The 24,461-nt window shown below is 42.2% G+C and carries 31 protein-coding genes and 1 pseudogene; 16 read left to right on the forward strand and 16 right to left on the reverse strand.

The genetic code is table 11. The annotated features are described in order from the left end of the window. The first annotated feature begins 202 nt into the window (after positions 1–202). Entirely contained in the window at positions 203–808 is a 606-nt protein-coding gene (locus CDC33_RS36470; RefSeq protein ID WP_109013424.1) for a GIY-YIG nuclease family protein, read from the forward strand. A 103-nt stretch (positions 809–911) separates the two neighbouring features. On the opposite strand, the pseudogene CDC33_RS41035 reads toward CDC33_RS36470, so the two are convergent. From CDC33_RS41035 to CDC33_RS36485, 3 genes and pseudogenes are all read right to left on the reverse strand, one after another. Next, positions 912–1,027: pseudogene (locus CDC33_RS41035) on the reverse strand (RNA-binding protein); the annotation flags it as partial. A gap of 90 nt (positions 1,028–1,117) precedes the next feature. Next, positions 1,118–1,765 carry a hypothetical protein gene (locus CDC33_RS36480; protein ID WP_244919578.1) on the reverse strand — a complete coding sequence of 216 codons (648 nt, stop codon included), beginning with the start codon at positions 1,763–1,765 and terminating at the stop codon, positions 1,118–1,120. 17 nt (positions 1,766–1,782) lie between these two features. Beyond that, the gene (locus tag CDC33_RS36485; RefSeq protein ID WP_109013426.1) at positions 1,783–2,526 is read right to left on the reverse strand and encodes a ParA family protein; all 744 of its coding nucleotides are present in this window, start codon (positions 2,524–2,526) and stop codon (positions 1,783–1,785) included. A gap of 210 nt (positions 2,527–2,736) precedes the next feature. Between CDC33_RS36485 and CDC33_RS36490 the strand changes: the two genes are divergently transcribed. The 5 genes from CDC33_RS36490 (at position 2,737) to CDC33_RS36510 (ending at position 5,354) form a co-directional block, all read left to right on the forward strand. Further along, positions 2,737–3,342: a hypothetical protein gene (locus CDC33_RS36490; RefSeq protein WP_109013427.1), complete on the forward strand. Its 606-nt coding sequence runs from the start codon at positions 2,737–2,739 to the stop codon at positions 3,340–3,342. 117 nt (positions 3,343–3,459) lie between these two features. Then, complete coding sequence (locus tag CDC33_RS36495) at positions 3,460–3,996, forward strand: DUF4365 domain-containing protein (protein ID WP_244919579.1); 537 nt, start codon at positions 3,460–3,462, stop codon at positions 3,994–3,996. Continuing rightward, entirely contained in the window at positions 3,993–4,529 is a 537-nt protein-coding gene (locus CDC33_RS36500; RefSeq protein WP_109013428.1) for a hypothetical protein, read from the forward strand. The genes CDC33_RS36495 and CDC33_RS36500 overlap by 4 nt, the downstream gene beginning before the upstream one ends. Positions 4,530–4,648: 119 nt before the next feature. Then, the gene (locus CDC33_RS36505; RefSeq protein WP_104902347.1) at positions 4,649–4,861 is read left to right on the forward strand and encodes a hypothetical protein; all 213 of its coding nucleotides are present in this window, start codon (positions 4,649–4,651) and stop codon (positions 4,859–4,861) included. Then, a complete protein-coding gene (locus CDC33_RS36510) occupies positions 4,854–5,354 on the forward strand; it encodes a hypothetical protein (RefSeq protein ID WP_109013429.1) in 501 nt (166 codons plus the stop codon). Before CDC33_RS36505 ends, CDC33_RS36510 begins: the two co-directional genes overlap by 8 nt. A gap of 48 nt (positions 5,355–5,402) precedes the next feature. Here CDC33_RS36510 and CDC33_RS36515 read toward each other — a convergent pair whose 3' ends face one another. The 11 genes from CDC33_RS36515 to CDC33_RS36560 all read right to left on the reverse strand — a co-directional run bounded on the left by CDC33_RS36515 (position 5,403) and on the right by CDC33_RS36560 (position 12,239). Further along, the gene (locus CDC33_RS36515) at positions 5,403–6,395 is read right to left on the reverse strand and encodes a tyrosine-type recombinase/integrase (protein WP_109013430.1); all 993 of its coding nucleotides are present in this window, start codon (positions 6,393–6,395) and stop codon (positions 5,403–5,405) included. A gap of 564 nt (positions 6,396–6,959) precedes the next feature. Beyond that, complete coding sequence (locus tag CDC33_RS36520; RefSeq protein WP_109013431.1) at positions 6,960–7,406, reverse strand: hypothetical protein; 447 nt, start codon at positions 7,404–7,406, stop codon at positions 6,960–6,962. A 61-nt stretch (positions 7,407–7,467) separates the two neighbouring features. Continuing rightward, a complete protein-coding gene (locus CDC33_RS36525; protein ID WP_244919580.1) occupies positions 7,468–8,301 on the reverse strand; it encodes a hypothetical protein in 834 nt (277 codons plus the stop codon). Then, positions 8,298–8,876, reverse strand: coding sequence for a hypothetical protein (locus tag CDC33_RS36530; protein WP_109013432.1), 579 nt, complete (start codon positions 8,874–8,876; stop codon positions 8,298–8,300). The genes CDC33_RS36525 and CDC33_RS36530 overlap by 4 nt, the downstream gene beginning before the upstream one ends. A gap of 72 nt (positions 8,877–8,948) precedes the next feature. Then, a complete protein-coding gene (locus CDC33_RS36535; RefSeq protein ID WP_109013433.1) occupies positions 8,949–9,620 on the reverse strand; it encodes a hypothetical protein in 672 nt (223 codons plus the stop codon). Positions 9,621–9,628: 8 nt separating this feature from the next. Beyond that, complete coding sequence (locus CDC33_RS36540; protein ID WP_109013434.1) at positions 9,629–10,072, reverse strand: hypothetical protein; 444 nt, start codon at positions 10,070–10,072, stop codon at positions 9,629–9,631. 91 nt (positions 10,073–10,163) lie between these two features. Further along, positions 10,164–10,358, reverse strand: coding sequence for a hypothetical protein (locus CDC33_RS38105; RefSeq protein ID WP_146195935.1), 195 nt, complete (start codon positions 10,356–10,358; stop codon positions 10,164–10,166). Continuing rightward, positions 10,330–10,605 (reverse strand): hypothetical protein, encoded by a 276-nt coding sequence (locus CDC33_RS36545; protein WP_109013435.1) that lies wholly within the window; start codon positions 10,603–10,605, stop codon positions 10,330–10,332. Before CDC33_RS36545 ends, CDC33_RS38105 begins: the two co-directional genes overlap by 29 nt. Further along, positions 10,602–10,838: a hypothetical protein gene (locus CDC33_RS36550; RefSeq protein ID WP_109013436.1), complete on the reverse strand. Its 237-nt coding sequence runs from the start codon at positions 10,836–10,838 to the stop codon at positions 10,602–10,604. The genes CDC33_RS36545 and CDC33_RS36550 overlap by 4 nt, the downstream gene beginning before the upstream one ends. Before the next feature lie 2 nt (positions 10,839–10,840). Next, a complete protein-coding gene (locus tag CDC33_RS36555) occupies positions 10,841–11,068 on the reverse strand; it encodes a hypothetical protein (protein WP_104902370.1) in 228 nt (75 codons plus the stop codon). Next, the gene (locus CDC33_RS36560) at positions 11,055–12,239 is read right to left on the reverse strand and encodes a ParM/StbA family protein (RefSeq protein WP_244919581.1); all 1,185 of its coding nucleotides are present in this window, start codon (positions 12,237–12,239) and stop codon (positions 11,055–11,057) included. Before CDC33_RS36560 ends, CDC33_RS36555 begins: the two co-directional genes overlap by 14 nt. A 130-nt stretch (positions 12,240–12,369) precedes the next feature. On the opposite strand from CDC33_RS36560, the gene CDC33_RS36565 reads away from it, so the two are divergent. The 6 genes from CDC33_RS36565 to CDC33_RS36590 all read left to right on the forward strand — a co-directional run bounded on the left by CDC33_RS36565 (position 12,370) and on the right by CDC33_RS36590 (position 19,077). After that, positions 12,370–12,540 (forward strand): plasmid partition protein ParG, encoded by a 171-nt coding sequence (locus tag CDC33_RS36565; protein ID WP_084227340.1) that lies wholly within the window; start codon positions 12,370–12,372, stop codon positions 12,538–12,540. A gap of 380 nt (positions 12,541–12,920) precedes the next feature. Next, positions 12,921–16,148, forward strand: coding sequence for a hypothetical protein (locus CDC33_RS36570; protein ID WP_109013437.1), 3,228 nt, complete (start codon positions 12,921–12,923; stop codon positions 16,146–16,148). Continuing rightward, complete coding sequence (locus CDC33_RS36575; protein ID WP_109013438.1) at positions 16,141–16,395, forward strand: hypothetical protein; 255 nt, start codon at positions 16,141–16,143, stop codon at positions 16,393–16,395. Before CDC33_RS36570 ends, CDC33_RS36575 begins: the two co-directional genes overlap by 8 nt. A 5-nt stretch (positions 16,396–16,400) precedes the next feature. After that, on the forward strand, positions 16,401–16,670 hold the full coding sequence (locus CDC33_RS36580; protein WP_109013439.1) for a hypothetical protein: 270 nt from the start codon (positions 16,401–16,403) through the stop codon (positions 16,668–16,670). Between the two features lie 188 nt (positions 16,671–16,858). Continuing rightward, a complete protein-coding gene (locus tag CDC33_RS36585) occupies positions 16,859–18,754 on the forward strand; it encodes a DEAD/DEAH box helicase (protein ID WP_109013440.1) in 1,896 nt (631 codons plus the stop codon). 134 nt (positions 18,755–18,888) lie between these two features. Next, on the forward strand, positions 18,889–19,077 hold the full coding sequence (locus tag CDC33_RS36590) for a hypothetical protein (protein WP_109013441.1): 189 nt from the start codon (positions 18,889–18,891) through the stop codon (positions 19,075–19,077). A gap of 201 nt (positions 19,078–19,278) precedes the next feature. On the opposite strand, the gene CDC33_RS36595 is transcribed toward CDC33_RS36590, so the two are convergent. Further along, positions 19,279–20,613, reverse strand: coding sequence for a DUF3991 and TOPRIM domain-containing protein (locus tag CDC33_RS36595; RefSeq protein ID WP_244919582.1), 1,335 nt, complete (start codon positions 20,611–20,613; stop codon positions 19,279–19,281). A 370-nt stretch (positions 20,614–20,983) separates the two neighbouring features. Here CDC33_RS36595 and CDC33_RS36600 point away from each other — a divergent pair, with 370 nt between their 5' ends. From CDC33_RS36600 to CDC33_RS36615, 4 genes are all read left to right on the forward strand, one after another. Further along, positions 20,984–21,310, forward strand: coding sequence for a hypothetical protein (locus tag CDC33_RS36600; RefSeq protein WP_109013443.1), 327 nt, complete (start codon positions 20,984–20,986; stop codon positions 21,308–21,310). Positions 21,311–21,399: 89 nt separating this feature from the next. Next, positions 21,400–22,062 (forward strand): heterocyst master regulator PatR, encoded by a 663-nt coding sequence (gene patR / locus CDC33_RS36605; RefSeq protein WP_109013444.1) that lies wholly within the window; start codon positions 21,400–21,402, stop codon positions 22,060–22,062. Positions 22,063–22,144: 82 nt separating this feature from the next. After that, on the forward strand, positions 22,145–22,834 hold the full coding sequence (locus CDC33_RS36610; RefSeq protein ID WP_109013445.1) for a hypothetical protein: 690 nt from the start codon (positions 22,145–22,147) through the stop codon (positions 22,832–22,834). A 204-nt stretch (positions 22,835–23,038) separates the two neighbouring features. Beyond that, positions 23,039–23,935 (forward strand): GIY-YIG nuclease family protein, encoded by an 897-nt coding sequence (locus tag CDC33_RS36615; protein ID WP_109013446.1) that lies wholly within the window; start codon positions 23,039–23,041, stop codon positions 23,933–23,935. Positions 23,936–23,953: 18 nt separating this feature from the next. Here CDC33_RS36615 and CDC33_RS36620 read toward each other — a convergent pair whose 3' ends face one another. Then, the gene (locus CDC33_RS36620) at positions 23,954–24,331 is read right to left on the reverse strand and encodes a hypothetical protein (protein WP_109013447.1); all 378 of its coding nucleotides are present in this window, start codon (positions 24,329–24,331) and stop codon (positions 23,954–23,956) included. Positions 24,332–24,461 lie beyond the last annotated feature (130 nt).

Consider the following 24,461-nt stretch of genomic DNA (forward strand, 5'->3'; position numbering starts at 1 on the left):
GACTTCAATGGTAAACCTATTATTTTTAAGGATTAATTATGGGTAAATATTTCATTAATCTAAGTGATTTACTTAATCAATCATAATTAATTTTAAAGCAAATCAAACAGCATCCCGACTACAAAAAGGTAAAATATTCACCAGATTTTACAGTTGCAGACGCGATTGCAGCTTTAGAATAACTACGAACAGAGATACAATAATGAAACCAGGGTACATTTATTTAATTCATAGTGTAGGCACATATAGATACAAAATAGGGCTAACTGTAGCACCACGGACACCAGAGGAAAGATTAAAAGAACTGAATAGCCGTCAAAGTCCCTACCCGTTGAAACTCATTCATTATGTGTTTGTTACTGACGTTTATAAAGTAGAGAAAGAAATTCATCAAGCTTGTAAGTCATTTAATGTTTATAGGGAGTGGTTTGAATTTACAAATAACGCATATTTGCAACAAGTTATTCAGTTAATGGAGCGTAGTAATGTAGCGCAAAGACCAAATAATAATTATCAGGATTACAATCAATATCATCAAAAACTAAGTGTTTCTTTGCCTATAATTCCTAGAGATATTGAACGTGCAAGTCAAGAGAGAGAGGAAATCCCAAAATATTTAATATCCAGACGATATGAACCCCACAATCGGTTGAGACAAGGCATAGTCGGGGAGAAAAACAAGAAGAAGAAAATTAAGAAAAGGGAACCTACTGTTTTAGGTAAAGTTTTCAATAATAATTTTTTATTTTTAGTAGCAATAGTCATTTGTATTATTTTATTTTTATATGTTGTGAGTAGATTGATTTAAAAGTGCGTGAATGGGATGATACAGCAAGGGTTTGAAGCCCTTAAATTTTAGAAACTTCAATTGATACAGTTTTATCCCTAAGTTAAATTTTTCGTTTCAACTCTTAGTAGCGGTTACGTCCACCGCCACACCGCCACTGTATCCTCCCCGGTTCCCACCAGATGAACCTCTGTCTTCTCTGGGTTTAGCCTTATTCACTCTCAGGTCACGGCCACACGATAACGCTTTCTGAACTGCAAGAGATGCGATCGCCACCATCGAAGCGATCGCCACCGGCTCATGGCGGTTACGCCATCGCACACTCTTGTTTCAAAGTTTGTCCCGGCTTTTCTGCCTTGACATCAATACCTCTATCAAAGCCGCACGATCAGAGTTAAACGACTCTAAAAGTTGTACTAAAGCTTCTTCTACAATCACTTCTTTATAAGGAGCATGAGCTTTTCCTAGCTCTAACTGGAGTGTAAGGTGCAGTTTGTCTAGCTGATGCAGCACCTCTTCACTGATTTGAAATGTAGATTTACGCAATGAAACTTTTTCTACGTTGACTTGTTGACTTGTTAAAAAGTTAGCTTTCTCGCTTGTTGAATTACTGTTTGGTTGAATGATTGGTGTGCTATCTGGCTGACTTGTTGAAGCGTCAAATGTATATTCACTCTTGGATTGCTGCCTTGTTGACTTGTCAGCTTCTTGACTAGTTGACACTTCATCTTGATGACTTGTTGACTTGTCAGATTTTCGACTTGTTAGTAATTTATCTGATTGACTGGTTAACTTGTCAGCTTCTTGACTTTTTAGTAGTTTATCTGGTTGATTGGTTAACTTGTCAGCTTCTTGACTGGTTGACACTTCATCTTGCTGACTTGTTGACTTGCTAATTTGCTCAAACCCAGCTAGAACTTTATCGGTCGAGGACAACGGATCATTATCATCATTTAATCTGGCGCGTCGTTTTGTCATCTGTCTTTTCACCTTAATTAGATTGCAGCAATTAAATTAGCGATTAACTGGTAAGGCTGCACTAATTTGGGGTCTTTAGCATAGATGTGAATGGGTTCGCCTGCCAGATTTGACTCAGAGAACTTGATTGACTTCGGAACGGCTTCAAATATCTGAATGTTTTGTAGTCTCTTATTTAAGGAGGCTAAGACATCTTGAGTCATGACCGTATTTTCAGCCATTGTTGGCAATACTCCCAGTATTTGTAATTGGGGATTAAGACGTTTTTGAACACTTGCAACTGTTTCCAACAGTGCAGCCAGCCCTTTTAAAGCGAAAAATTGACACTGCACTGGGATAAGAACTGCATCCGCAGCTGCCAAGGCATTAACCGTTAACAGTCCCAAAGAAGGTGGACAGTCAATTAAGATGTGATGGAATTGCTTGAGTACGGGAGCTAGTCGCTCTTTAAGGATGTAAAAGTTACCTACTTTCATGAGTATCTCCGTTTCTCCCTTAGCTAAGTTGATGTCAGCAGGCAGTAAGCTGAGTCCAAATTTAGTAGAAACTACTCCATCGATGACTTCTGCTTTTTCTGTAATTACGTCGTAGCAGCTAATCTGGTCGTCAGCCACTTCCACCCCCAGCCCTGTAGTGAGATTGCCTTGAGGGTCAAGGTCAACAGCGAGGACAGTATCCTTAAGAGCCAGTAGTCCCCCTAAAGATATAGTGGAGGTAGTTTTAGCTACCCCTCCTTTTTGATTTGCTAGTGCAATAATCATTGAATTTTAGGCCAAACATTTTGCCTATGAGCTTACTGGCAAGTCATTAATATAGCAAGTTAGGTTTACAACCAGGCAACTTGCTAAAAAGTTGGGTTGTCAACCAGCTAACTTGTTGGCAAGTTAGAAAGTTATGCTCCTGCCCTGTATGCTAGATGTAGAAGTGTTAAAAAAGACTTCAGAGTAAATCTTGTCTTGAGGTGACAGGATATGGATGAAGTTGTAAAAAAAGTAGCTGCATTGGGTTTGCCTGGAGTAATTTTGGTAATCACAATAGCAACAACAGGGTTGACAGGTGCTGCTGCTATCATCGCAGCTTTAGCCTTTCTGGGTGGGCCTGCGGGTATGCTGGGTGGAATTGCTATTTTGGGACTGACAAGTTTGATTAGCAATGCACTGGCGAAAGTAATTCTGGAAAGTTTCTTAATAAGTATTTATAGCCAGAGACGGCAGACTGAACCACATACAAAGCTTCTTAAAGAAATTGATTTTTTGCTATTGTTTGACCTGAACCTCAAAGAAAGGCTCAAAGCTACAGTAAAAACTTATACAGTAAATATCGCTAAAGAGGTAATGGTTATTTTAGAGAATGTCCCAGGTATGACTCGCGCACACCATAGAGATTTTATAAGTTCTCATCCAATTATGAGGCTTAGGGATGGAACAGTAGTGAGAACATGGAAAAACCCTGTTGGTGTTGACCATGTTTTTTTAGGTGATCGCAATGACAGAATGATTTACGGCGGGTTTGTTGGTTGGATTCACAGTGAAGGTTTACAACAGGCGTTAACTCGTATTAGAAGAGACTTTACTTAAGGAGCATTAATTAGTAACGCGTGGTCAGAAAAAAACCGAACCGAAAAACAACGGAGCGAAATTAAATTTTAAGCAAACGCTTATTCGCAGATGCGAATAAGCCGTGGGATTATATAAATGCAGCCTGGACGTATTTATCATGGCCCCCAATTATTAGTGGACATCAACCAACAGAAAGAACAATTTAGCAACGCATATCTCCAAGCCATCACCAGTGTTGCAGGTTATTCTCTCTACAAACCAGCCGTAGACGACGACAGCGTAGACTGGGGAATAGCAGCCACAGGTCTTATGGGGCGCATCCGTGCGCCTCGCTTAGAATTGCAGCTAAAATCAACATCAAGGGATGTCCTCAACGATAACGCTATCCGCTACTCTCTCAAACTGAAAAACTACAATGATTTACGAATGGTTGACTTTGCCGTTCCTAGAATCTTAATTGTAGTTTTACTTCCCGACAACTTAAGCGAGTGGGTGCAACAATCAGAAGAAGAACTTTGTATGAGGTATTGTGGCTATTGGTTATCGCTCTTCGTCATGCCCGAAACACGAAACACATCGACTGTAACTGTCACCATGCCAAGAAATAATCAATTTACAGTCGCTGCTCTCCAGTCAATTATGCAAGGTATCGGTCAAGGAGTACAACCATGAAAGTTACTGTGCAAGATGCGGAAATTATCAAAAATATAGAACTACAACAACTGAGAGAGTATTTACAATCTCACGGTTGGCACGAAGACAGACCTTTTCTTGATAATGCCACAATCTGGCACAAGGAAGCACAAAAAGGAGAATTTGAAATCTTACTACCAAGCACAAAAAATTTAGGAGATTATCTTCCGAGAGTTCGTGAACTTATCGAAACAATAGCAGATTCCGAAAATCTTTCTTACCTCGAAATTTTAAATGAATTTATTAAAAATTATCCTCATTTAAAAATTCAAGGCTTTGTCACGCAAATTGCAACTCCTAACGCAGATAGATTAAGTGGCGAAGTTACCATTGTTTGTCCAGTTTTTGAGAAATTACGCCAAATCAAAATTGAACTGCTCGACCATGATTATATTTTGGCAATAAAATCTTATCAAGAACGCTTACCTGTAAGATGTACGGGTGATTTAGTTAAAGAAAATAATATTTTTATTTTGAAAAATCCACAAGAATTTCAAATTGAAAATATTTGAATACCATTCCCTTGCAATCGTGACTTAGTAAATAGAGACAATCCGCCGTAATGTCACAATTGATTGGACTGTAAAAGAGAGTTTCAAAGCGAATCTGCTCAACCTCAAGGAGCAAAACCATGCCATTTGACATCAATCAACTCAATAATCTCGACTACGACGAAGCTGAACCCCTTCTTGCCGACTACATAGATGGTGTAGTCGAGCAATTCGCCAAGTCTCCTGAAGGAGAAGCTTATGCCCAAGAACACCCTGAGTTCGGTGGATGGATTGCCACTTTCAAAAGACTTGTCCTACATCTACGAAGGATTCACCCTGCCCAAGATGACTAAGGCAGACGCACAAATCGTTATGGAACATATTCTTCCGCGCAAGCTCACGCTGATGCACAGATCAGAAGCAGAGGATGCCATTTCAGAACTGGTCGCCTTTTGGAACTTCTTGAAGCGGGAGTATAACTTTCGTAGTGCCGGGGCAATCGCAACCTACCTTGCCAAAATCGAAGGCAAGTTCACAGACTGGATGTTTGATCCTGCGAAAGGGGGTATGGCAAAAAGTTTTATTACGAGTGGGATGCAAGCCGGGTTTGACATGACGAGCGAAGAAGGGATAGCAGCCTTTCAAAAAGCTTATAACCAGCAAATCCTAAGAGAAGAACCAAACAACTCTTTTCTTCAGCAATTAGGCAGTCTGTTCACCGGCTCAGAAAGAGAAGCACAGGAAACTGTGTCTAGCTCCAAATCCTCTAAAGAAAAACCGAAGACCAACACAAAAGGATTTGATTCACTAGATAAAGGCAAGAAATCTAAGGGCAAGAAAAGGTAATTAATCTGAAGTTAACACCATACTTTCAACCTCATCTTTAGGTCTTTTTTAAATCAATTCTGATATTGAGTCACTCATCTGCTTTTGCAAACGCTGGCGGTTATCATCATATTTCAATACCGTCTGCACTTGGGCGTGCCTGCTGAAGCGTTGGGTAGCACGGTAGTTCCCATTATTCAGATCCAATACTGTAGTAATCGCACTATGGCGGACACGATGCGGTGACATCTTCTTAGTAATTCCGGCTTGCTTGCATAGCCCATCTACCAGTCGCCTGATTGCCTCCCCGGTTAATCTCGCTCCATTCTTGTGGTAAGCCAGCACAGTAAAAAGCGGGTCATCGCCACGTTTTTTCTTACTGGCTTTTATCCAACTGGCTAGAGCCTCGGCGGTTTTGTCCGATAGGTCAAGAATTTCTTTCTGGCTACCCTTACCTTTACCCAGAATAAAGAGCGTTTTCTCCTTGGCGTTAAAGTCACGCACATTCAAATTAACTATCTCATTCCGACGCAAGCCATTATCCCAAAGTAACCGCATAATGGCATAATCGCGCTTGCCCTTAAGGGTACTGCGGTCAACCAACGCTATAACTAAAGCATAGTCCTCGGCTGGAATGCCCATTGTGTCACGGTAGGTTTCAACCTTCTCACCTTTGACATCATCCAGGGAGAAATTGCACACTCCCAGCCGTCGCCCCATCTCAACCATTGACTTGATAGCACTAAGGCGACGATTCACCGTAGCTTCAGCCAATTTTTTCTTAATCAGGTGCGCCTTGTACTTCAAAACCACAGCGACGGCATGACGTTGTTCCAGGTGAAGGAATTCCAAAACCAAATCCCGGCTGGGTTCTTTCTTAACGACAAACAGGAAGAAATCTTTCAAATCTTTTTGGTATTCGCGCTTGGTGTTGGGCGATCGCTTATCCCCAATCAGCTGCTGAATTACATCAGGATCATTCTCTAAGGAAAAGTCCTCACCGATCGCCAAGGAGAGTGAGTTTTCTAGAACACTAAGATTTTCCGGGTGGATCGGTGTCATTGGTTAGTCAGCAGCTGATTGGGCAGCGTCAGTTTAATATTCGATCTACATCTTAGTTGTAAAAGGCGTGTTTATTATTCTAAGTGGTGTGAAAACATCTATTGTCGCACTATTGCTTGAAGCAGCTGTGGGTGGGGTTGGGGAGTTATTGTCAGTTGATTGACAATTCCAGAGGGCGATGAAAAGAAATTTAATCCTTTTCAAGTGTAAGCACGGACGATCTCTGTACGTGATTTGACGGTAAATGAACAGAGAGTTGACTATAACGAACACCATCATCCATCTTTCGGGGTTAGGGTGTAAGAACGCGTGTTGATCAGAGGTAGGAATTCAAATCTTTGATATCAATATTGCTATCAAAAGGAAATTCACCGGAATGTCGATAGTCATAAGCAATAGCAGCTTGTATTCCAGTGGGGTCAAAGTTTTACCGTAGTGAGCAGTGGCTGCTACTTTGGGCTTGATTCCGGGCAATATTTATATGTAGGGTTGCACAAAAACTACTGAGTGCTAACTCAGTAGTATCGATTACACAACTGTTGACAATAAATTTGATGAATATCTCTAGCTCAGAAATGGATTTAGCATCTTTAGCTGCACGGATAGAACAGTTGGAAGCGGAGCAAAATCTGCGAAGGAAAAATATTGTCTGGCTAAAAAACTATTTTGATGCTTTGAAACAGGAGTTCCAAGACAGACCTGTGCACTTAACCTGACTGCTGCTAACCTAACTGGAGCAGACTCTACGTAATGATTTCGTTCATCACGTCGCCAAACCTTTTCAAACACTTTGAATTCTGGTGAAAAGTTTAGGTCAGAATTATTTAGGAATTTGGATAAATTGTCGGCATCGTACTCTGAACAGATGTCGTTCCAGAATAATTCTTCCAGTACTAAAATTTTTTGTTCATTGATAGTAAGGTTGCTACGAGTGATTCCACTTAGCATAACCAACGAATCCCACTTCAATGATTTAGGTTTAAAAAGGTTATCCTGGTTTGCGTTTCTCATCTTGGAATACTTTTTCAAAACTAATATCCTCTATTTTTATCTCAAGCTTTTGCTGCTCCTTTTACGCGAGGTCTGCTCTGGCTAAGGCTTGCAAAGTATTCAGGGCAAGAGCTTCTGATGGGTCAAGGCTACCATTCGTATTTTGTTGTAATGTCTGCTGTTGAGAGCCAGTCACTTTATCGTCACCCCTGGCGATATCCTGCATTGATTGCCCTGGTAATGCCCCGGCTGGTTGACCCGTTGCCTGTTGCAGTTGCACCCGTGCTTCTGCCTCCGCCCTCAAACGTACCTGCTCTTGAAAGATAGCTAACTCTTGCGGTGTCATTTTTGACAACTGCGCTTCTCTTACCCGTCTATTCTCCGTCCATTGGTGAAATTCGTAATCTAACTGCACGGTGTAGCTTTCTTTGTGGAGCCTCAAGCCGGATCTTAGTTTGGCAATTAGCCAATTGCTACGAATTTCTTCCCTAACAGAGGGCATTATTTGGACTAATCGCCATTCCCTAGCTTTGGATAACCCATAAGCTCCACCAAGGAATAGCACTGAAGCTAATCCCCACAAAGCCTTATCCGGGTTACTTGGTTCTATTATTCTTAATCTAGTTGCTTTGGTTGGCAAGAAGTTATCACGTTGAAACTCTGGGTTAGCTGGTGCATAAGAAGAGGCATAAAACTCAGCAAGTGGCATTATGTAACGCTTGTTGGGAGTGCAGTACTTTTGACGGTTAACCGGCTTGGTGAGCGTTGAGGGGATGAAGCAATATTCAACCAAACTAATTTGAGTTCCTGTGAATGACTTTGCCCCACAAATTAACCCGATGGTTGCCAGCAGCCCCACAGTAATATTGTTGGCTGTTCCCGAACGCAAGTAATCCTCAAACTGCTTACGTTTCATTGGTTTCTCCCCCTCGTCATAGCTGCAAGCAACAACACTCCCAATGCTGCCAACCCGATCATTAACCAAGGGGTGTCAGTCTGGGGACTGGGCTTAACTTCGTACTGTCTTACTTCTGAATAGAACCGTGTCTTACCCGTCTTGGTCGCTCCTGATACAGCCCGATATTCATCAAACGCCACCCACAGCGAAGCGCCTACACTTGCGGTTTGGGCGGTCGCTACCAAAAAATCTTTGTCAATGTGGATTTGTCCTGAGTAGTGAAGCTTGGTCAGGGTATTGGCGAAGAATAGCCCCAGTACAATGCTGCCCAATGTGCCAGAAGCAATGGCACCTATTCCAAGAGTTGTTAGTAGGCTGACTCCAGCATTGGCAGTAAACACACCCAGGAATGTAGCCAGTGCTTTGTTTAGCAGTTGTTTGTTACTGAAGACATCTCTAATCGACTGCTCTAACCGTTCGCCGTCTTCGCTCTCTGGGGTCGGTTTTTCTGAAGTAGTTTCACCCCAGAGCATTGGTGTGGACTGTTCACTGGTGTTTTGGAACTGTGATAATAGGGAATCAATTTCATTCATGTTTACCTCAATCAGGGGTGAAACAGAAAAAGCCAGAGTTTACCGTCACTACTGGCTTTTAGCTAACTATGGTTAAATGCCCATAAAATTCCTGAACCAGTCGCCTACTCTACTAATGCCAGCAGTGCGCGAGTAATTGGGCTTTGGTATGCGGTCGGTTTTCGCTTCACTACCGTTTGTCCACAGTGCGCTAGTAACTGCGGTTTCGTATGCCCTATCCGCCGCGTCTTGTGTCTCAGGCAATTTGTTAGAAGCTTTGATTAAATCAGCCTCATATTTTGCGATCGCCATTAAATCCGCAGTGGCCCCAGATATCTGAATCAAGGATGAGCGTTGCGCGTGACGGGTTGCCTCGGCAGTGGTAGCGTTGACGTGTTCTGCCTGCATTTCGGACATCTCGTTTTTGAAACGCTGCTCTCCTGTCTTACTGGTGTTGATAGCTTTCAGGGTTTGCGTTCCGTGCTTCTGGGTCAGTTGCACCAATTCAGCGTAGGCTTGGTTTACATCGCCAGTTGTTTCAATGATTTTGCGGTATGCCTCCAAAGCTTTAGGCAGATTAGCCTTAGCTGTGTCAGACAGTCGCGCCATGTCTGCAATTCTGGTGATTACCGTTTGGTCGCCAAGAAGGGCTTTGTTGAAGTCCGATTCTGAGACATCAAACAGTCTCCCCATTGCTCCTAAAGTACCGGGGGCACTGTTGGGAATATGGTTTTTGAGTTTTGCTGCTCCGTAATTTCTAGCCATTTATTCTCCTAATAAGGTATTAAGTCGTAGTTGATATCATCGTCAGATTCTGGTACTTCATCCCAATAACCCATCTCTTCAAATCGGCTATAAATTCTCGTTGCTAATTGCCGTATTGGATCATCAAAATCATCAGAAATTAAATCAAATCGCTTAGAGCCAAATGCCAAAGTATTTGCAATATCAGGGTCAATACCATTACCCAAGAATTGACCAAATGCAGCAGAGTATGGATGGTCATCGATAGTTTCATGAGTTGCTAAGAATTCGGTTCCGGTGAAGGGTGGGTGATCTTCACTCTCGAATATTGGTGTGGAGAGTGCCTCAATATCCGCCTCAATCATTGCAGCCCATTGTTCAGGATTTTCCGCTTTGAATTGCTGCTTTCTTAGGGCAGAGTCGGTCAGAGGTGATTTGCCCCAATCGTTGGGATTTTTGTAGTGAAGTGTCATTTGTTAGAATCCTTGTAACGATGTGTACTTGATGCACTTTCGGATGAGGCGATTGCACTTACTTTGGTCGGTCGGGGCAATCGCTTCATCATCAGTTTTCACGAAATTCAACAAGTTCAAAAACCTCCCTCTGCACTTGGTTTTGGCTTAATTCCTTGCGCTTGCCCTTAGAGTCGTTGAATATGAAAGGGGCATTGGCTCGACAATTAGAACGGTGGCTGTAGCGCAGTTGTTGACCACGGAATTGGTACAGGTGATTACGCTGTAAGGCTGTCGTTGAAAGCATAAGCTTGTCCCTCAACTTGCGAATAAAACTCGATATTTAGAATCGCTTCGTGAATCTCCATCAAGGCTTGCACTGCATCACCCATTTTTAGGTCGTTTGATGTACTGAACCGTTCGGACGCTTCGATTTGTTTGTAATTGGGAGATGCTTGCACGAACCTAAGAGTCTGTTCGCAACCGAGGATGATGGTCATTATTTCGGTTGTTGTTAGCGATGGTTGTGTTTGCACAGTGTCTTGGTTGCTCATGACTTCTTCCCTTTCCTTTGAGCTTTTATTGGTGTGGGTTGGCGTTCTGGCTGATTACTTGGCGCTTGTGGCTGGTTCGGCTTTTGAAGTACATAGCTGATAGCCCCTGCACCTCCCACGGCGGCGGCGGTGGTAAACATATTGTTTTTACCGAAGTACTGCACTCCGAAATAGCCGAGGGCTAGAAAGCCAAAAGCAGCAACAGAGAATCCAAGTGTTTTGTTGATTTTCATGGCTAGAACATTGCAGCGAGATTGTTAACTAAATCTTTTTCGTCTTGTTGTTGGAGCTTAGAATCAGTCGGTTGTTCAGTTTGAAAGTTGTACCCATTTCGCTGGAATTCTAAAAGTAGGAAGTTAATCACCTCCCCGTAATCGTCTAAGTTCATTTGTTGTGCAAGCTTTTTTAGTAATGGGTGGTAGGGCTTACGAATCACTACCCGAATGCTTTCATTGCTGTTCATTCACACTCCTTAAATGAATCATCTTTGCTAGTTGGTCAAGCCCAATCGCGTTTGCCCATACTGGGTTATCTGCTACCACGAACCCTTTAGCCTGAAGTGCTTCACTCACTGATGACAGTCGTGAGCCTCCCCCAGTAATTAAGCAGACATCTGCATTAATCTTCCAAGGGTGGATAAACTTGAATACTGGCGCTAGGGACTTTTGTACCCAAGGCGCTAACTCTTTTTGGTAGACATCTTGAAAACTGAACTGTTTACCATACCAAAAGGGCTTGTCAGTGCTTTCTAGTCCTTGACGGATAAGGTGCGGCATTGCAATCTCGCCCACCAAGCGATTTTTAAAGTCTGGGTTGACCGAAATCATTCGGATCAACTCTTCCACACCATTATCAAAAGTCTTTCGGTTAGCGAGATGCCCTTTGGAACCTATCAAAGTGGCAATAACTGTCCGATTCCCTATGTCAACAATTACGTTTTGCTTACTGGTGTTCAAGTTCTGGGCAAAGGCGGCGATCGCTGCGTGCCCTTCGTCGTAAACCTTCAAAACATGGATCTTGACCTCGGTGGGGCAAATCTTACCGCCAAACTTGACGACATGGCGGCCAGTGAGTGCTTCAATCAACTGATCTTCTAAATCGCCTCTTTCGTGTAAAGATGCACAGATCACTAACTCAATCGAAGCTTTATAAGGGTAGTAGGAAAGCACTGCTAGTAGATGTTTCAGGGATTGACTCACCTTTGCAGTAGCATCATCAGTAACCCGAAGATGGTTTTTCGGGTTGGCATCGTAAGCTGCATAGCCCGATAACCATTGCTTGTAGTCCAGTTTAGTTAGTGCATCACCCTCTAGGTACTCAACGTAACCTTCTGTGGGAGTCTCTGTAGGACGGTAGTAGCAATTCTCTAAATAACTGGGAAATCTTATCTGGCGATCTGATGATACAAATTTAATGCTGGAATTACCGAGGTCGTAACCAGCAACGATCGTGAGTGTACCTTTTTGCCCAGTGTTGGCATTTTCGGTATTAACTGCCAAATCTGTCATGGGAAAAATCCTCAAAATATTTAATTGACAAAGTTCTGAAATAGGCTTGCTGCTTTGGTTGTGACTATCTCTGCAATGATGCGGTGGCACACTGGCACTTATCCCATCTAATGCAGGTTTGGTCATTCCGTGGCGTTTTTACCTTAATAGCACTGTACCACAAAAACTATAGTGCTATTAGTTCATTTAATTGGATATGCTAATTATTTTGTGAAAATAGTAAAGTATTGCTAATTTGCTATAAAAATATTTTGCTATGAGTGATTCAAACAAGCAGGTTTTTGTACGATTTCGAGTAGAGGAAGAAAAGCGTGATCGCTTCAAAATAGCCTGCATACAGTTAAAAACAACTATGGATGAAGTGCTAAAAGGTCTTCTTGATAAATGGCTGGAAGAAAACAGTCCTGAGTCAACTAAAAATAAATAGCACTCTGACCGTAATGCTATAATCCTGACAACATTAGCAAAAAGCCCCCGGCTATAACCGAGAGCTTTTAGTTCCTAACAACGCCCTATCTTGGCGGATTCAGCGTTGTTTGTTCACTCATACCGGGAAGACCCGGATTTAATAAAAGTTAATATGCTTAGACTACAAGTTTACAACGAACGTTACCACAATTGCATCGGTAACATCGTCAGGGCACATTGTATCTATATTACAGCATCAAAACAGTTGCTGTCAGAAATAAGTAATCACACGCTAACTAACTGCCTTAAATTCCTCGAAGACACTTGCTACACAGACAATACAGCGATTTTTGTACTAGCTAATTTTCAACAATTGAATCAAATCGGAGGTATTCGCTAATGTTGACCACACAACAAGCACTCGCCTCCTTTGATATTCGCAATTTTGTAGACCAGTTAGAACCAGCCAAAGAGAAAAATAAATACATCTGCCCAGCTTGCGGTGGCCATAACTTAGGCATCAACCCTAGTAATGGTAAATACCAGTGTTTTAATAACTGCCAATGCCCTGATATCAGAGAAGCAATCAAACCTTGGAGTGAGGTAGTAGAAGAGAACAAACTTGGTTACACGCAACAATTGGGACGAATCCCAGTTAAGGCGAAAAAACCAGCAGCACTACCCAAAGTTTTAAAGCTAGACCCAGCAGAGTTAAGAATATGCAGGTTGAGGAGTGAAATCAGCACACCACAACCCGTAACACCCGATTTCATTCCCAAGTCCGTCACCTTCAAGCTATCGGATGATGGAGCCACACCGAAAGAATTAAAACAAATTACCGTTATTGAATACGACTATGGCAACGGGCGCAAATCGCACAGATTTGAATGCCCTTGTGCAGCCTTAGACAAAGGCAGAGTCAAAACATTCTCAGTCAGCAGAATTGACCCCACAACCAATAAAACTACATGGAAGAAAGAAGGTTATTGGCCTGCTTACAAACAAGACGAAGCAATCGAAATTATCAAATCCACAGATGGCATCCCGGTACTGTTAGCCCATGAAGGGGAAAAGTGCGTAGAAGCTACCAGATTGGAAGCTATAGCCAGCATTACTTGGGTGGGGAACTGCTCTGACGGTGACATCGGAAAATCCTTGACCCAAATCAAGCATTCTACGGGTAAAGATTTTTTACTAGCTTATTGCGTGGATCATGATGAAACTGGATGGAAGAAGCAAGAGCGAATTAAAGAGGTTTGCGCCCAAGCCGGAGTAGCTTTTGTTGCCATCGACTTGCTTAAAATCAAACCGGATCTGCAAAATAAAGGAGATGTAGCAGATATTTTGGAATCGGGCATGACAGGCGATGAATTAGCGAATTTACTGTTAAAGCAGATAGAAGAAATTACAGCAGATGCTCAATCATCATCAGAAAATGTAGACTCAGTAGACGTTGCTAATTTCGACTCAGAGCCAGACAGCACATTCCTGCAAAAAGGTTTTAACACCCTTTACGGCGATCGCAAATGGATTTGTGCAGATGGCCTGCTGCATTGCTGGGATGGCTTGCACTACCAACACTCACCTGATTCAGTTGAGCGTCCACGCATTACGAGTTATTGCAATTCGTATCAAGTTATTAAGAAAACTGGCAAGAACTTTGTCATTACCCACCCTTACGCCAAGCCAAGCAAGGTAAGAGAGTTGCTGGAGTGGGTGAAGCTGCGAGTAGAAATTGACCCGCGATTACTTAACCCACCAGGGGTTAACTGTACTAATGGCGTGTTAGGTGTTGATTGGGCAGGCCCCAAACCAGAGCCAGTTTTAGAAGAACACGACCCAGACAAACACTTTTTTACATATCCGCCATTAGTCAAGTATGACCCCCAAGCAGACCCCAGACATTGCGATCGCTTACTGTCATGTTTAGACTCCCCTCAACAACAAGTTTTATTAAGAAACCTGGGGGCGAGTCTCGATCTAAAGGAAGTCCGCAAGCGTAGAGGACGGGAATCTAAGCTACTACTGGCCTGTGGATTGGGTTCAAATGGTAAAGATTCCATCCGGGAGGTAGTATCTATCATTTACGGTGAGCAAGGCATGACCAGCTGTTCCTTAGCTGACTTTGCTGCTTATGATGAAGGACGGAAATTTTCACTCTTTCCCTTGGTCAACAGTCGGGTGAATTGGGCTTCTGAAAATCCACAAACAGCACGACTAGATAAAATTCAATCGCTCAAACTCTTTGCCACTGGTAACGTCTTACACTCAGAGCGCAAGGGGAAAGACCATATCGAATTTAGCCCCGAAGGGATCGGTATCTTCAACTTGAATGAAACCCCGGCACTGCACGGCACAATTCAAGCAATTACTGACCGCATCGCAGCCCTAGTTTTTAGCAAAACATTTAAGTCAAATCCAGACCCAAACAACCCAAACGAGTTACTAGCAGACCCTCGATTCTCTTATGATTTGGATTTTGTGCGTGAGTGTGTGGCCCCAGCATTTTTAAATAAGATGATTGCTGGGCTACAGGCATTGATAGAAGAGGGGATTGACTATAGCTGTACTCAGCAAGCATTAGAGGATATTCAAGCCGAAAACTCTCACTTATTCCAATTTTCTAAAGATACAGGGCTGGGTTACAAGTCGGATGCCATCGTCACAGCATTTGACCTGTGGTCACGCCTAGAAAATTGGTACATCGACAACGGTACTTTGTCCTTTGATGAATCCAGCACTGGCAAGGTAAAAGCGATTTGGCAGGAACAGTCCAAGCCGAGTGATAAAACAGTTAAGGCGATTAACCAAGTCATAGCCAGATTTAAAACACTATTCCCCAAAGCCAAGTTAGTAACCGTCCCCCACCCATCCGGGAAACGGAAGTTACAGGCACTGCAAGGAATTAGTTTTAATGATGTGCCAATGTCAATAACTGACACACCCATAGCAATAAGCTCTAATTCCACAGCAGATCCACCCCAACTGCCACACCAAGAAATCCTTAGAAATCAAGACTTCCACACCAACCACACCAGTTTAGGAGATTTAGAAAAAAAATCAACTACGGAATTAAACACCTCGTCAAACATTGACTTAAACATTGAATTAAACACTGACTCGTCAGACCAAAATCAAATCACTCACACCAATGTTTCACCTGCTAATAAGGAGAATGACTCTAAATTGGTGTGGGTGGTGTGCGATAACGTGGCACCAAGCACTACAGCAGATTTAGGTGGTGTGTCAACTGCTGTGCCAGATGAGCTTATTGCTATGCCAAACAGCTTATTGACAATGGAAGTGGCAGAGGAGCAAGCGATCGATGATTTAGCAGGAGTCTGTCCACAAGGTGATGTGGCGGTGTTACAGCAAGAAACCAATGTTCAACAGGAACAAGAGCCGAATGGTGACACCTGTGACACCCTCCTCAATGCAGGTGGAACGGATGAAGTTATCGCTAATGCTGAACTGATTAGGGAGAGCATTGAAGATCAGTCGTGGGAGATGATTGATGAACTGTTAGAAGAGTGGACTGATGAATTTAAATCTGCTGTTTGGAAAGAGTTGACACCAGAAGAACGCAAGACAGTTAAACAACTAAAGCGAGGTAACACCAATGAATGAGCCTGTTAATTCTCCACGAGTCTTAAAAATGCACCCGGAGATGGGATATTTGGCTGATGAACAGATGGATGCAGATCGTGAATGGTTTTTTCATCATCCCTTCGCCACCAAGTATTACCGCAAGCCTTTTGAATCGGAAGTAATAGAGTTTTGTGAACTTGAACCAGGACGAAAACTCAAAAAAATCCTGGTAACAAAGGTGAGTGAAGGCGCAAGATCCAGAAGACCGATTTTTTATGATGCCTAACTCAGATGGAAAACCATGAATATAAGGCTGCTAACAGGAATGGCACTAAGAAAAAGCTGAAAGGTTTGCCTGGAGTGGGTGTGGGAGGTGTGGGAGGTGTGGGAGGTAGTGTGTTGCTCCCAAGCGATAGATGCCGCACCCATTCTCTATTCCTCCTCATTCTCCCCACACTCCCCACACTCCCCACACCTCCCACACTCAAAAGCCTTACAAATAATGGATTCGCCGTTATCTTAGTGCCATTCGCTGCTAACAGCAATACCTGTCTCCATTAAAATCAATTTCGATTTGATGCCATTAAGAGAAATTTTCCTTATGCGTCAATAATCTCAACGTTCAGCTTGAGGATGATGTTAATAGTGCCCCATCATTCAAGGTTGGCTTATGCGTTGTGTCTGAAAATTTCCCTTTTTTGGGAAGTATAAAGTAGATAAGGAGAGCATTAAAGCACTCAGTTGAGCTTATGAAGCTGCGAGACTATCAGGAGATTTGTAAAGCGAAAATTGAAGCCAACTGGCGCAAAGGTAGTCACAAGCAATTAGCTGTGATGCCAACAGGCGCAGGCAAGACAGTTTTATTTGCTGCACTGGCTAGCGAATTTACTCGTAAAAACCAAGGAGTGTTAGTCGTAGCCCACCGAGAAGAACTAATTATCCAAGCTGCCGAGAAGCTGGCAGCAGCAACCGGAATTATTCCAGGAATCATCAAAGCTGGATATAAACCGAATGTTGATGCACCAATTCAAGTTGGCAGTATTCAAACTTTGGCACGTCGTCAAAAATATCCCGAAGCTAATTTAATCATCATTGATGAAGCACACCACGCGGCATCAAACAGCTATCGTCAATTGATTGCTCAGTATCCAGATGCCCAAATTTTAGGAGTGACCGCAACCCCCCAAAGAATTGATGGTTATGGTTTTGAGGACTTGTTTGAAAAACTGGTTGTTGGTGCTACAACTGGGCAGTTGATAGCAGAGGGACACTTGTGTAAATTCAAAATGATTGGGGGTTTTGCCAAACTGGGATTGTTCACCCCAAAGGGTAGAGATTTTACAATCAAAGAATTAGAACGGGCTGCAACCAAGATAAAACCTGAAGATGTGGTGAAATGCTGGCAAGATTATTGTTTTGGGAAAAAAACTGTTGTCTTTGCAGTTAACGTGTCTCATAGTCAGGCGATAGCCGAACAGTTTCAAAAAAACGGCATAGCTGCGGAGCATCTCGATGGGGAAACACCCACGGGTGAACGCAAAGCGATTTTAGAAAGATTTAGAACAGGTTCAACGCAGATCATAAGCAACTGTGGGATATTAACCGAGGGCTTTGATTGCCCAGACATTGATGTGGTGCAATGTGCTAGACCTACAACTTCAATTAGCTTGTGGCTACAAATGCTTGGGCGTGCGCTGCGACCATCTCCAGGTAAGGAGTATGCGATTTTAGTTGACCAGACTGACAATTGGTATAGGCTGGGTACACCTGACCAACATCGGCATTGGAGCCTCAAGCCAGAATCAGTAGATAAGAATTCGCCAGGAGTACGCAATTGTGGGTACTGCCATCACGTTTTCAAGCCGATGGAGGCAAGAATCACTAGCAAAGTGGTCTGGAATCCTCGGAGTGAAACTTTTGAAACCCTCTTAACTACACCGTGCCCCAATTGCAGTAAACCTGTAACTTGGCAACTAATTTCAAGCAGTGATATTACCCCGAATCAGGAGAAGAAAGAGGAATTTGATCTAGAGGTGGAGTACCGGGAAATTCCTTCAGAATGTCGGTTCGAGATCCTTGAGCAGATAGTGAAAATTCGCAAATTAGGCAGTAGATTCAAGAATCTCCCAAACCGGGAAAAAAAGTTTATCCATTCGTTAACTGAACTGATCCATCAACAATCTGATATTCAGCTAGCAGAAATTAGAGTAGCACTAGATATTCTAGAAATTGGTTTTTCACCGACAGAAATTTTGGCTCATGCGCTTTTAGTTCCCTTGTGCCAATTAGCGGCATATAACAATTGGTATCAGATAGAGAGGCTGATGAAGGGTAGGACAGGAGATATTAAAAAGCTGATCTGGGATATGTTACCTAAGCACTACCAGAAGAAAATACACCAGCTAAAAAAGGATCTTGCTGAAAAACCAACGCCATCAGCGATCTTATCCCAGGTAACTTTCAAAGTAGGTGATCCGGTAGCCGCCGCCGCGACTAACGATTTGAAATACTTGTGGCACGGTGTAGTCGAGGAGGTTTCGGACGACGGCTCAGAGGTGTTTGTTTTTTGGCAGTCAAGCCAAGGAACAGCCACAAGTTCTTATGAGATACATGAGGCATCTTACTTGCGTCGGCTTTTTATCTAGAAGATTGTTGACCACTATCGTATTGAGGTGTGCGGTAGAGAGTTCGTCTGAAAAAACTTCGCATACGAACTAAAAACTTACCCCAATGGCAGAATTATGGCAAAAAAAAGGAATTTCATCAAACTGGCTAAATTATGGCATTTCAATGGCATTTGAATGGCAAATTTCTGGCATTTCAATGGAATTTTAAAAACTCATTTCTCAACAAGCTCAGACTGTTGAGAAATGGATGTAGTTTTGGCAGAATTATGGCATTTGAATGGCATCTCAATGGCACACCAATGGCAAATCAATGGAAAATGACAGAAATTCTGCATTTTTAACTATCACAGTGATATTATGCTCCGAGAAAAGAATAATATCATTTTTTGACGCACAGTACGCCATCTTTGGCGGAAAGTTTTTTTGAGCGAAAAGTGACGATTTAAGTAAATTTCAAATCACTTGAATCAAAATTAACTACTAAAAAACTACTTTTATGCTACAAGGTGGGACTGTACAGTTCACTACTAGAACGCCAACTTTTAAAGACTCAATTCATCATCCTGCTCCTGCTGTTGCTGTTGCTGCTGCTGTTGCCTTAACTGCTGCCCATAATCGAGTAGCTGCTGATTCCAATCGTCAGCTTTGCACTTGAGGCGCTTGGACTGTGGCAGTAGTTCCTTGGTAGCCCGTGCAGCTGCATTGCCAGCATCATCCGAGTCAAAAGCCACTTGTACATTAGGAATATTCTGCAATTGCTCTACTGGTAAGCTTTTGGGATTATCTACCGCCATGTACAAAGTTCTATTGGGTGGCACGTCGCCTAAGCGCTGATATTCCAACATGGCAAAAGACACGGCATCAATGGGCGATTTTAAAAGCACCACTTTCTCTACAGGTGAAGTTGGCTGTCCGCCTAAGCGAAAGTAAAACCAGCCCTCACGCCGCTTAGTCCCTTTCTCGTAACCTTTGAAAGTGTTGTTTTCTCCCCGTGTCCCCCGCAGAAATGCTCCTAATGCCTGGGGTTCTTCGCTAAGATTCCGCATGACGAACACAGCGTTTTGTTGGGCATCAGCGTAAACCAGCCCCCTCTTACGCAGAACTTCCACAAAGTTTTCAGGTATTCCCCGCTTCTGGGTGAGGTAGTTGTAAACCTCTATCCACTTGCTTTTATCCTCAACTGGTAGCCTGAATTTGTCGCGTGGTTCTAACTGGATAATTTCAGCAGTCACTTGACGACTTTTTGCGATCGCTGCCCCAATAGCCCCAGCTTCACCAAATCGCTCATGTAACCAGACGACCGCCTGCCGTACATTGCAATTGTTAACGTGCATCACCAAGTCAATCGCACCACCTGATCCCTTCTGCTGTTCGGGTGCAAAGTCGTAGAATTTGGGCCCATCTATATTAATGATGTGTCCGTGACCCTTCCATTTTCCTTCCTCGTGGTGTAGCCCCAACTCCCAGGCGACATCCTCTAAGGCCAAGTCGCGCAGTTGTTGGGTTTTCAATTCCAGCTCGCGCACAATTTCTTCTAGCCGTTCTCGTTCCTTCTCGCTGGCTCTTGCCCGTTGCTCTGCCCTCTCCAATCGCTCTGCCATAAAGGAACGGTCAGCCAGTTGGTGGTTAATCGCTTGAAAGTGTTCATCAGACTGAATCCTGGCAACGTAATTTCTAGCTGATTCAAATGGTGTGGGTGCTAAATGGTTATTTGTAATGACTGCGGTCAGTGGTTCACTGTTAACGGCTTGGTAATATTCCTTTACTTTGGTGTGGGTTGCCTTACTGCCTGGTGCGAAAATACGCCCAAAAGCACCTCTAGGGTACATAACGACAGTCGTTTGACAGTCATCGGGGTTTTGGACAATGACTGTCAAACGACTGTCGTTTGGTACAGTAGAGGGGTACTAGGGGTGGTTTACGGCGTATTTTGACAGTCATGGAAATTTGGTATCAATCAACACGATGGCTTACCCATAATCCCCTCTAATTCGGTAGGAATACAGGACATGGAGCAACCTAATTTAGAAGTGCTTTCGATTAAGCGCAAAACAGGGGTAAATTTTTTTTGTGGATTTTGTTTTCTTAATGTTGAGTCTTGGTTCTGTTTCAAGGGGAATGCTCAACGTTGACTTTCAAAGTGAACAACTACGATAGCCAAGCGCGATCGCGCATCTTGTGGTCAACCTAATCCAAGATAGAATCAGGAACGAAAAAATTAAATTGATGATGAGCCAGGGGTAAGGTATGGAAGCCAAAAGCGAAGTGACAATAAAATTTAGTGGCGAACTACCAACAGCCACACCAGCCGAGAACAAGAAAGTTGCAATCGAGTTGACTGATCAGAACGGTATAGTCTTCACTGCTCAAGTTAATGCTAAAAGTTGGCGGAAGGCTGAAACTAGCGCCTCAGAATTTGCAGACTGGGCTGGGGCTGTATCGGGCAAGCTTGGCCAACGCACAGAGAACGGGTTTGAAGTCCTTGATGCCGGAATTCAAATTTTTGAGAAAAAAGCAAAGGAAGTCAAACCAGACGTGGGCGCTGCTGTAGCGGAAGCTGGCGCTTCTTCATAGACAGATTTTCTGTCGCGTTTCGGTTTTCTTTAAAGGCGATCGCTTTTCCAAAGGTTAGTGTTCTCATATATATATTCAAGATTGTCAGCATGACCATTACTACCGATACGCAGCAGTTATCATCAAATAATCAACCGATAACGCCAACAGATTGCCTACAATATCGTGCAATTGGTCGGCTATGGGGTCAGTATGTTCCAAGTCATGAGCTTATTTATGAAGGGCAACTAATAACTGCTGACGGTGTAATACTCAATGCCATTCTCCAAAAGAGAGCATCTAAAATAGTTCAACACGCTCAACTTGATTTATCACTTGATTACTTGTGGACTGTTTACCCCAGAACCCGATATGAAAATTCTCTGACAAAACTTTCGGTGAGTTTAGTAAATGTTCGCACCCCCAGAGAGTATACCGACTCAGTTAAGACAGAATTGCAGTTACTAGCTGATAACTTTTCTGTACAAGGACTAGTTGTATACGAAGACTTAGAAAAAGGGATAGTAGAAGTCAAAATCGAACGAAGTATTCGGATGAATTTTGACCCACCCAAGTATTTTAAACTGAGGCTCCAAGGATTTTTACCACCCAAATCGATTAAGCAATTCTGGAATTTTCAAGTGCGACGTGTCGGGACTAGCTTAGTAATTCAATCAGGGGAGTGCATTAAAGCACAGGATCGTGAGGAATCCTCAACTTCAGATATATCAACCAACACGGCTGAATATACTACTGAGTTAACTGAAAGCTAAACCGACCGAAAACTGTAATTATTCCCTTCTTAATTATTGATTTAATCAACGTTTCAGAGTGCATTGCTTCCAATAATTTATTATGCCTAAACGTAAATCCACCAAGACAAATAGTTCACCATCACCATCAGATGCTGCGCCAAATAAATCTACCATTTTGCGTGTCGTCAAGCAAAAATCTACTGCCACAGACGATAATAATCCTGCACAATCTTCATCAGCATCAACTAGCGTACCAACAGAAAATCAGCCAGTTGAGCCGGAATTAGAAGTAAATAATAACCACAGTAAAAGCATTGAAGTTTCAGAATTAAACAGTAGCTCTGCCCTGAGTTATGACGCTGTGCCTCAAACAATAGAAGCAGAGAATGAACAGTTAGCTTTACCGATAACTCTCGAAGCCGCACCAGTTAATTCATCATCATCAACTGCAAATCTGGAAAATATTTCTGGTGAACATGAGCAATCAGAGATAGAAACAGAGCAACCGCAATTAGTGAAAAAACCAGCCTATAAAAAGTTAGAGACAGCAACTAATAGTTCAGGACAGACGTTTACTGTCAAAGAAAAAATTGAGGTAAGTACAAGTAACTTTGGTACACAAACGGTTTTTATTATATCCTTATATTCAGCACCAGATGGAAGTATTTGGGCTTATTACCATCCTGTAGATAAAAACCAAAGACAGCTTTGGAAGCGGGGGTGCTGTCGGATTGAGGATTTGAAAAAGCTGCCAATGGGAGTAAATAGCGTTCTGATTAAGCAGTTGTAATGAAGTAATCTTGAAGATTTAGTGATCACTCAAGACATCAAGACTTGCTGATTGTAAGATGGGCATATATACAGAAAGCCTTATACCGAACCACAATTAATCTCTTGTGTCCTTTGAGAAAATGAAGGACATCATTTACCCCACTAAATGGGGTTATTTTTTACTTATACTAATTAGTACAAGTAAACCAATTATTATTGAGAGATGTTAATTGAAGATATTGACCTGTCTACCCTGCCATCAGTTTACTTATTAGAAAAAGAGCAGTTACCTAATTTGGCAGCTATTTACTTTGTATGTGATAGCAAAGGTCAGGTTCTTTACATTGGAAGAACGGTAAACTTAGTTGAACGCTGGAAAGACCATCACAGATTTCAGCAATTAAAAAGGTTTAATCGAAAAAATATTATTAGTATTAGCTGGATGGATTGTAGTAAGCAGATAAATCTTCTTTCAAAGCTAGAAAACAAGTTAATAAAGATATATAATCCTTCCTTGAATTGGACAAGGGTGGTATCGCCAATTAGAAAGATAACTTCATTTGAAAATAATCCTATTCCTCTAAAGGTTGTTGATAAATATCAGCCAAATTATGGGAACACTAAAAATGTCATTGAAGTAGAACCCTGGGAAGAATTAGAGCCAATGCCTGAAGGTGAAGCTAGAGTAATGAATCGTCAGTTCTTGTATGTAGACGGGGTAGAAATAGAAGTGTGTTATAGCACGAATGAGAAATATTTTGTCAGGTACAATGTTTACTGGTGGATAATCTATGGAAGAAAAAATCCTAACATAGTTTCTGATAAGGTAATACAAAACTTAGAGAGTGCAATAGATAGATTACCTACTATCAGATGGTCTGGCTATAGATTTAGAGTTGAAACCATTGTATTTAGTGAGGACGATGTAGAAGTTGAGAGCATACTGTTTCCATTAGTTATGTTTGAAGATTTGATTAGGTGGTTAAAGTTAAACTATACTGGCAAAAGTCGTGAAGAACTTGAAAAAGGTGAATATAAACCTAAGCCAGATGACCCTGCAAGTATAAAACTATGTGCATGGTTACAGCGCAATTCATTAAGCTCTTTACTACAAACCTGATTTCAGTAGAGGAAACAGTTAATCCCACCAAGCATATAACTGTTGAGAATTAATCTCTAATTCATCGCAACCCCACACAAATTTTACAAATTCACCTGCAAAGTCTAAGTCTTTCACCCCTTTAACTGTAATTGCATCAATCACCAAATTTGGGTTATCTGTATGATTGAGGGCTACACCATCAAAAATCGCTGTCACTTCTAATCTTTTACAACGTTGCCCAAATTCAATAAATGAACCAACTGATGGAGCGGCATTAAAATTCGCATTTAGTGTAGTGTAGCCTGATTGAATAACTTGCTCCAATGATTCTAAAGATAGTCCCTGAAATTTGATTGCGTTGGGAGTATATTCTGTAATTGAGTTACCTAAAATTTCTTCAAGACGTTGAACCATATATTTATATCCATATTAAATAATTTTTCAGTATAAGCATATTCCTTAGTCTAGTAAATGCAGATGGTAACGAACTAGAGGAATACAACGTAAGTTTACCAAGTTAGCTAAGACCAGAGATGTTTACAAA

Origin of the sequence: Nostoc commune NIES-4072 (genome assembly GCF_003113895.1) — a bacterium.
Taxonomy (GTDB): domain Bacteria; phylum Cyanobacteriota; class Cyanobacteriia; order Cyanobacteriales; family Nostocaceae; genus Nostoc; species Nostoc commune.

What these genes read in the sequence shown, in the direction of transcription:
- CDC33_RS36470 (WP_109013424.1), top strand. Translation starts at nt 203, where the DNA reads ATGAAACCAGGGTACATTTATTTAATTCATAGTGTAGGCACATATAGA.
- CDC33_RS36480 (WP_244919578.1), bottom strand. Translation starts at nt 1,765, where the DNA reads ATGACAAAACGACGCGCCAGATTAAATGATGATAATGATCCGTTGTCC.
- CDC33_RS36485 (WP_109013426.1), bottom strand. Translation starts at nt 2,526, where the DNA reads ATGATTATTGCACTAGCAAATCAAAAAGGAGGGGTAGCTAAAACTACC.
- CDC33_RS36490 (WP_109013427.1), top strand. Translation starts at nt 2,737, where the DNA reads ATGGATGAAGTTGTAAAAAAAGTAGCTGCATTGGGTTTGCCTGGAGTA.
- CDC33_RS36495 (WP_244919579.1), top strand. Translation starts at nt 3,460, where the DNA reads ATGCAGCCTGGACGTATTTATCATGGCCCCCAATTATTAGTGGACATC.
- CDC33_RS36500 (WP_109013428.1), top strand. Translation starts at nt 3,993, where the DNA reads ATGAAAGTTACTGTGCAAGATGCGGAAATTATCAAAAATATAGAACTA.
- CDC33_RS36505 (WP_104902347.1), top strand. Translation starts at nt 4,649, where the DNA reads ATGCCATTTGACATCAATCAACTCAATAATCTCGACTACGACGAAGCT.
- CDC33_RS36510 (WP_109013429.1), top strand. Translation starts at nt 4,854, where the DNA reads ATGACTAAGGCAGACGCACAAATCGTTATGGAACATATTCTTCCGCGC.
- CDC33_RS36515 (WP_109013430.1), bottom strand. Translation starts at nt 6,395, where the DNA reads ATGACACCGATCCACCCGGAAAATCTTAGTGTTCTAGAAAACTCACTC.
- CDC33_RS36520 (WP_109013431.1), bottom strand. Translation starts at nt 7,406, where the DNA reads ATGAGAAACGCAAACCAGGATAACCTTTTTAAACCTAAATCATTGAAG.
- CDC33_RS36525 (WP_244919580.1), bottom strand. Translation starts at nt 8,301, where the DNA reads ATGAAACGTAAGCAGTTTGAGGATTACTTGCGTTCGGGAACAGCCAAC.
- CDC33_RS36530 (WP_109013432.1), bottom strand. Translation starts at nt 8,876, where the DNA reads ATGAATGAAATTGATTCCCTATTATCACAGTTCCAAAACACCAGTGAA.
- CDC33_RS36535 (WP_109013433.1), bottom strand. Translation starts at nt 9,620, where the DNA reads ATGGCTAGAAATTACGGAGCAGCAAAACTCAAAAACCATATTCCCAAC.
- CDC33_RS36540 (WP_109013434.1), bottom strand. Translation starts at nt 10,072, where the DNA reads ATGACACTTCACTACAAAAATCCCAACGATTGGGGCAAATCACCTCTG.
- CDC33_RS38105 (WP_146195935.1), bottom strand. Translation starts at nt 10,358, where the DNA reads ATGCTTTCAACGACAGCCTTACAGCGTAATCACCTGTACCAATTCCGT.
- CDC33_RS36545 (WP_109013435.1), bottom strand. Translation starts at nt 10,605, where the DNA reads ATGAGCAACCAAGACACTGTGCAAACACAACCATCGCTAACAACAACC.
- CDC33_RS36550 (WP_109013436.1), bottom strand. Translation starts at nt 10,838, where the DNA reads ATGAAAATCAACAAAACACTTGGATTCTCTGTTGCTGCTTTTGGCTTT.
- CDC33_RS36555 (WP_104902370.1), bottom strand. Translation starts at nt 11,068, where the DNA reads ATGAACAGCAATGAAAGCATTCGGGTAGTGATTCGTAAGCCCTACCAC.
- CDC33_RS36560 (WP_244919581.1), bottom strand. Translation starts at nt 12,239, where the DNA reads ATGACCAAACCTGCATTAGATGGGATAAGTGCCAGTGTGCCACCGCAT.
- CDC33_RS36565 (WP_084227340.1), top strand. Translation starts at nt 12,370, where the DNA reads ATGAGTGATTCAAACAAGCAGGTTTTTGTACGATTTCGAGTAGAGGAA.
- CDC33_RS36570 (WP_109013437.1), top strand. Translation starts at nt 12,921, where the DNA reads ATGTTGACCACACAACAAGCACTCGCCTCCTTTGATATTCGCAATTTT.
- CDC33_RS36575 (WP_109013438.1), top strand. Translation starts at nt 16,141, where the DNA reads ATGAATGAGCCTGTTAATTCTCCACGAGTCTTAAAAATGCACCCGGAG.
- CDC33_RS36580 (WP_109013439.1), top strand. Translation starts at nt 16,401, where the DNA reads ATGGAAAACCATGAATATAAGGCTGCTAACAGGAATGGCACTAAGAAA.
- CDC33_RS36585 (WP_109013440.1), top strand. Translation starts at nt 16,859, where the DNA reads ATGAAGCTGCGAGACTATCAGGAGATTTGTAAAGCGAAAATTGAAGCC.
- CDC33_RS36590 (WP_109013441.1), top strand. Translation starts at nt 18,889, where the DNA reads ATGGCATTTCAATGGCATTTGAATGGCAAATTTCTGGCATTTCAATGG.
- CDC33_RS36600 (WP_109013443.1), top strand. Translation starts at nt 20,984, where the DNA reads ATGGAAGCCAAAAGCGAAGTGACAATAAAATTTAGTGGCGAACTACCA.
- patR (WP_109013444.1), top strand. Translation starts at nt 21,400, where the DNA reads ATGACCATTACTACCGATACGCAGCAGTTATCATCAAATAATCAACCG.
- CDC33_RS36610 (WP_109013445.1), top strand. Translation starts at nt 22,145, where the DNA reads ATGCCTAAACGTAAATCCACCAAGACAAATAGTTCACCATCACCATCA.
- CDC33_RS36615 (WP_109013446.1), top strand. Translation starts at nt 23,039, where the DNA reads ATGTTAATTGAAGATATTGACCTGTCTACCCTGCCATCAGTTTACTTA.
- CDC33_RS36620 (WP_109013447.1), bottom strand. Translation starts at nt 24,331, where the DNA reads ATGGTTCAACGTCTTGAAGAAATTTTAGGTAACTCAATTACAGAATAT.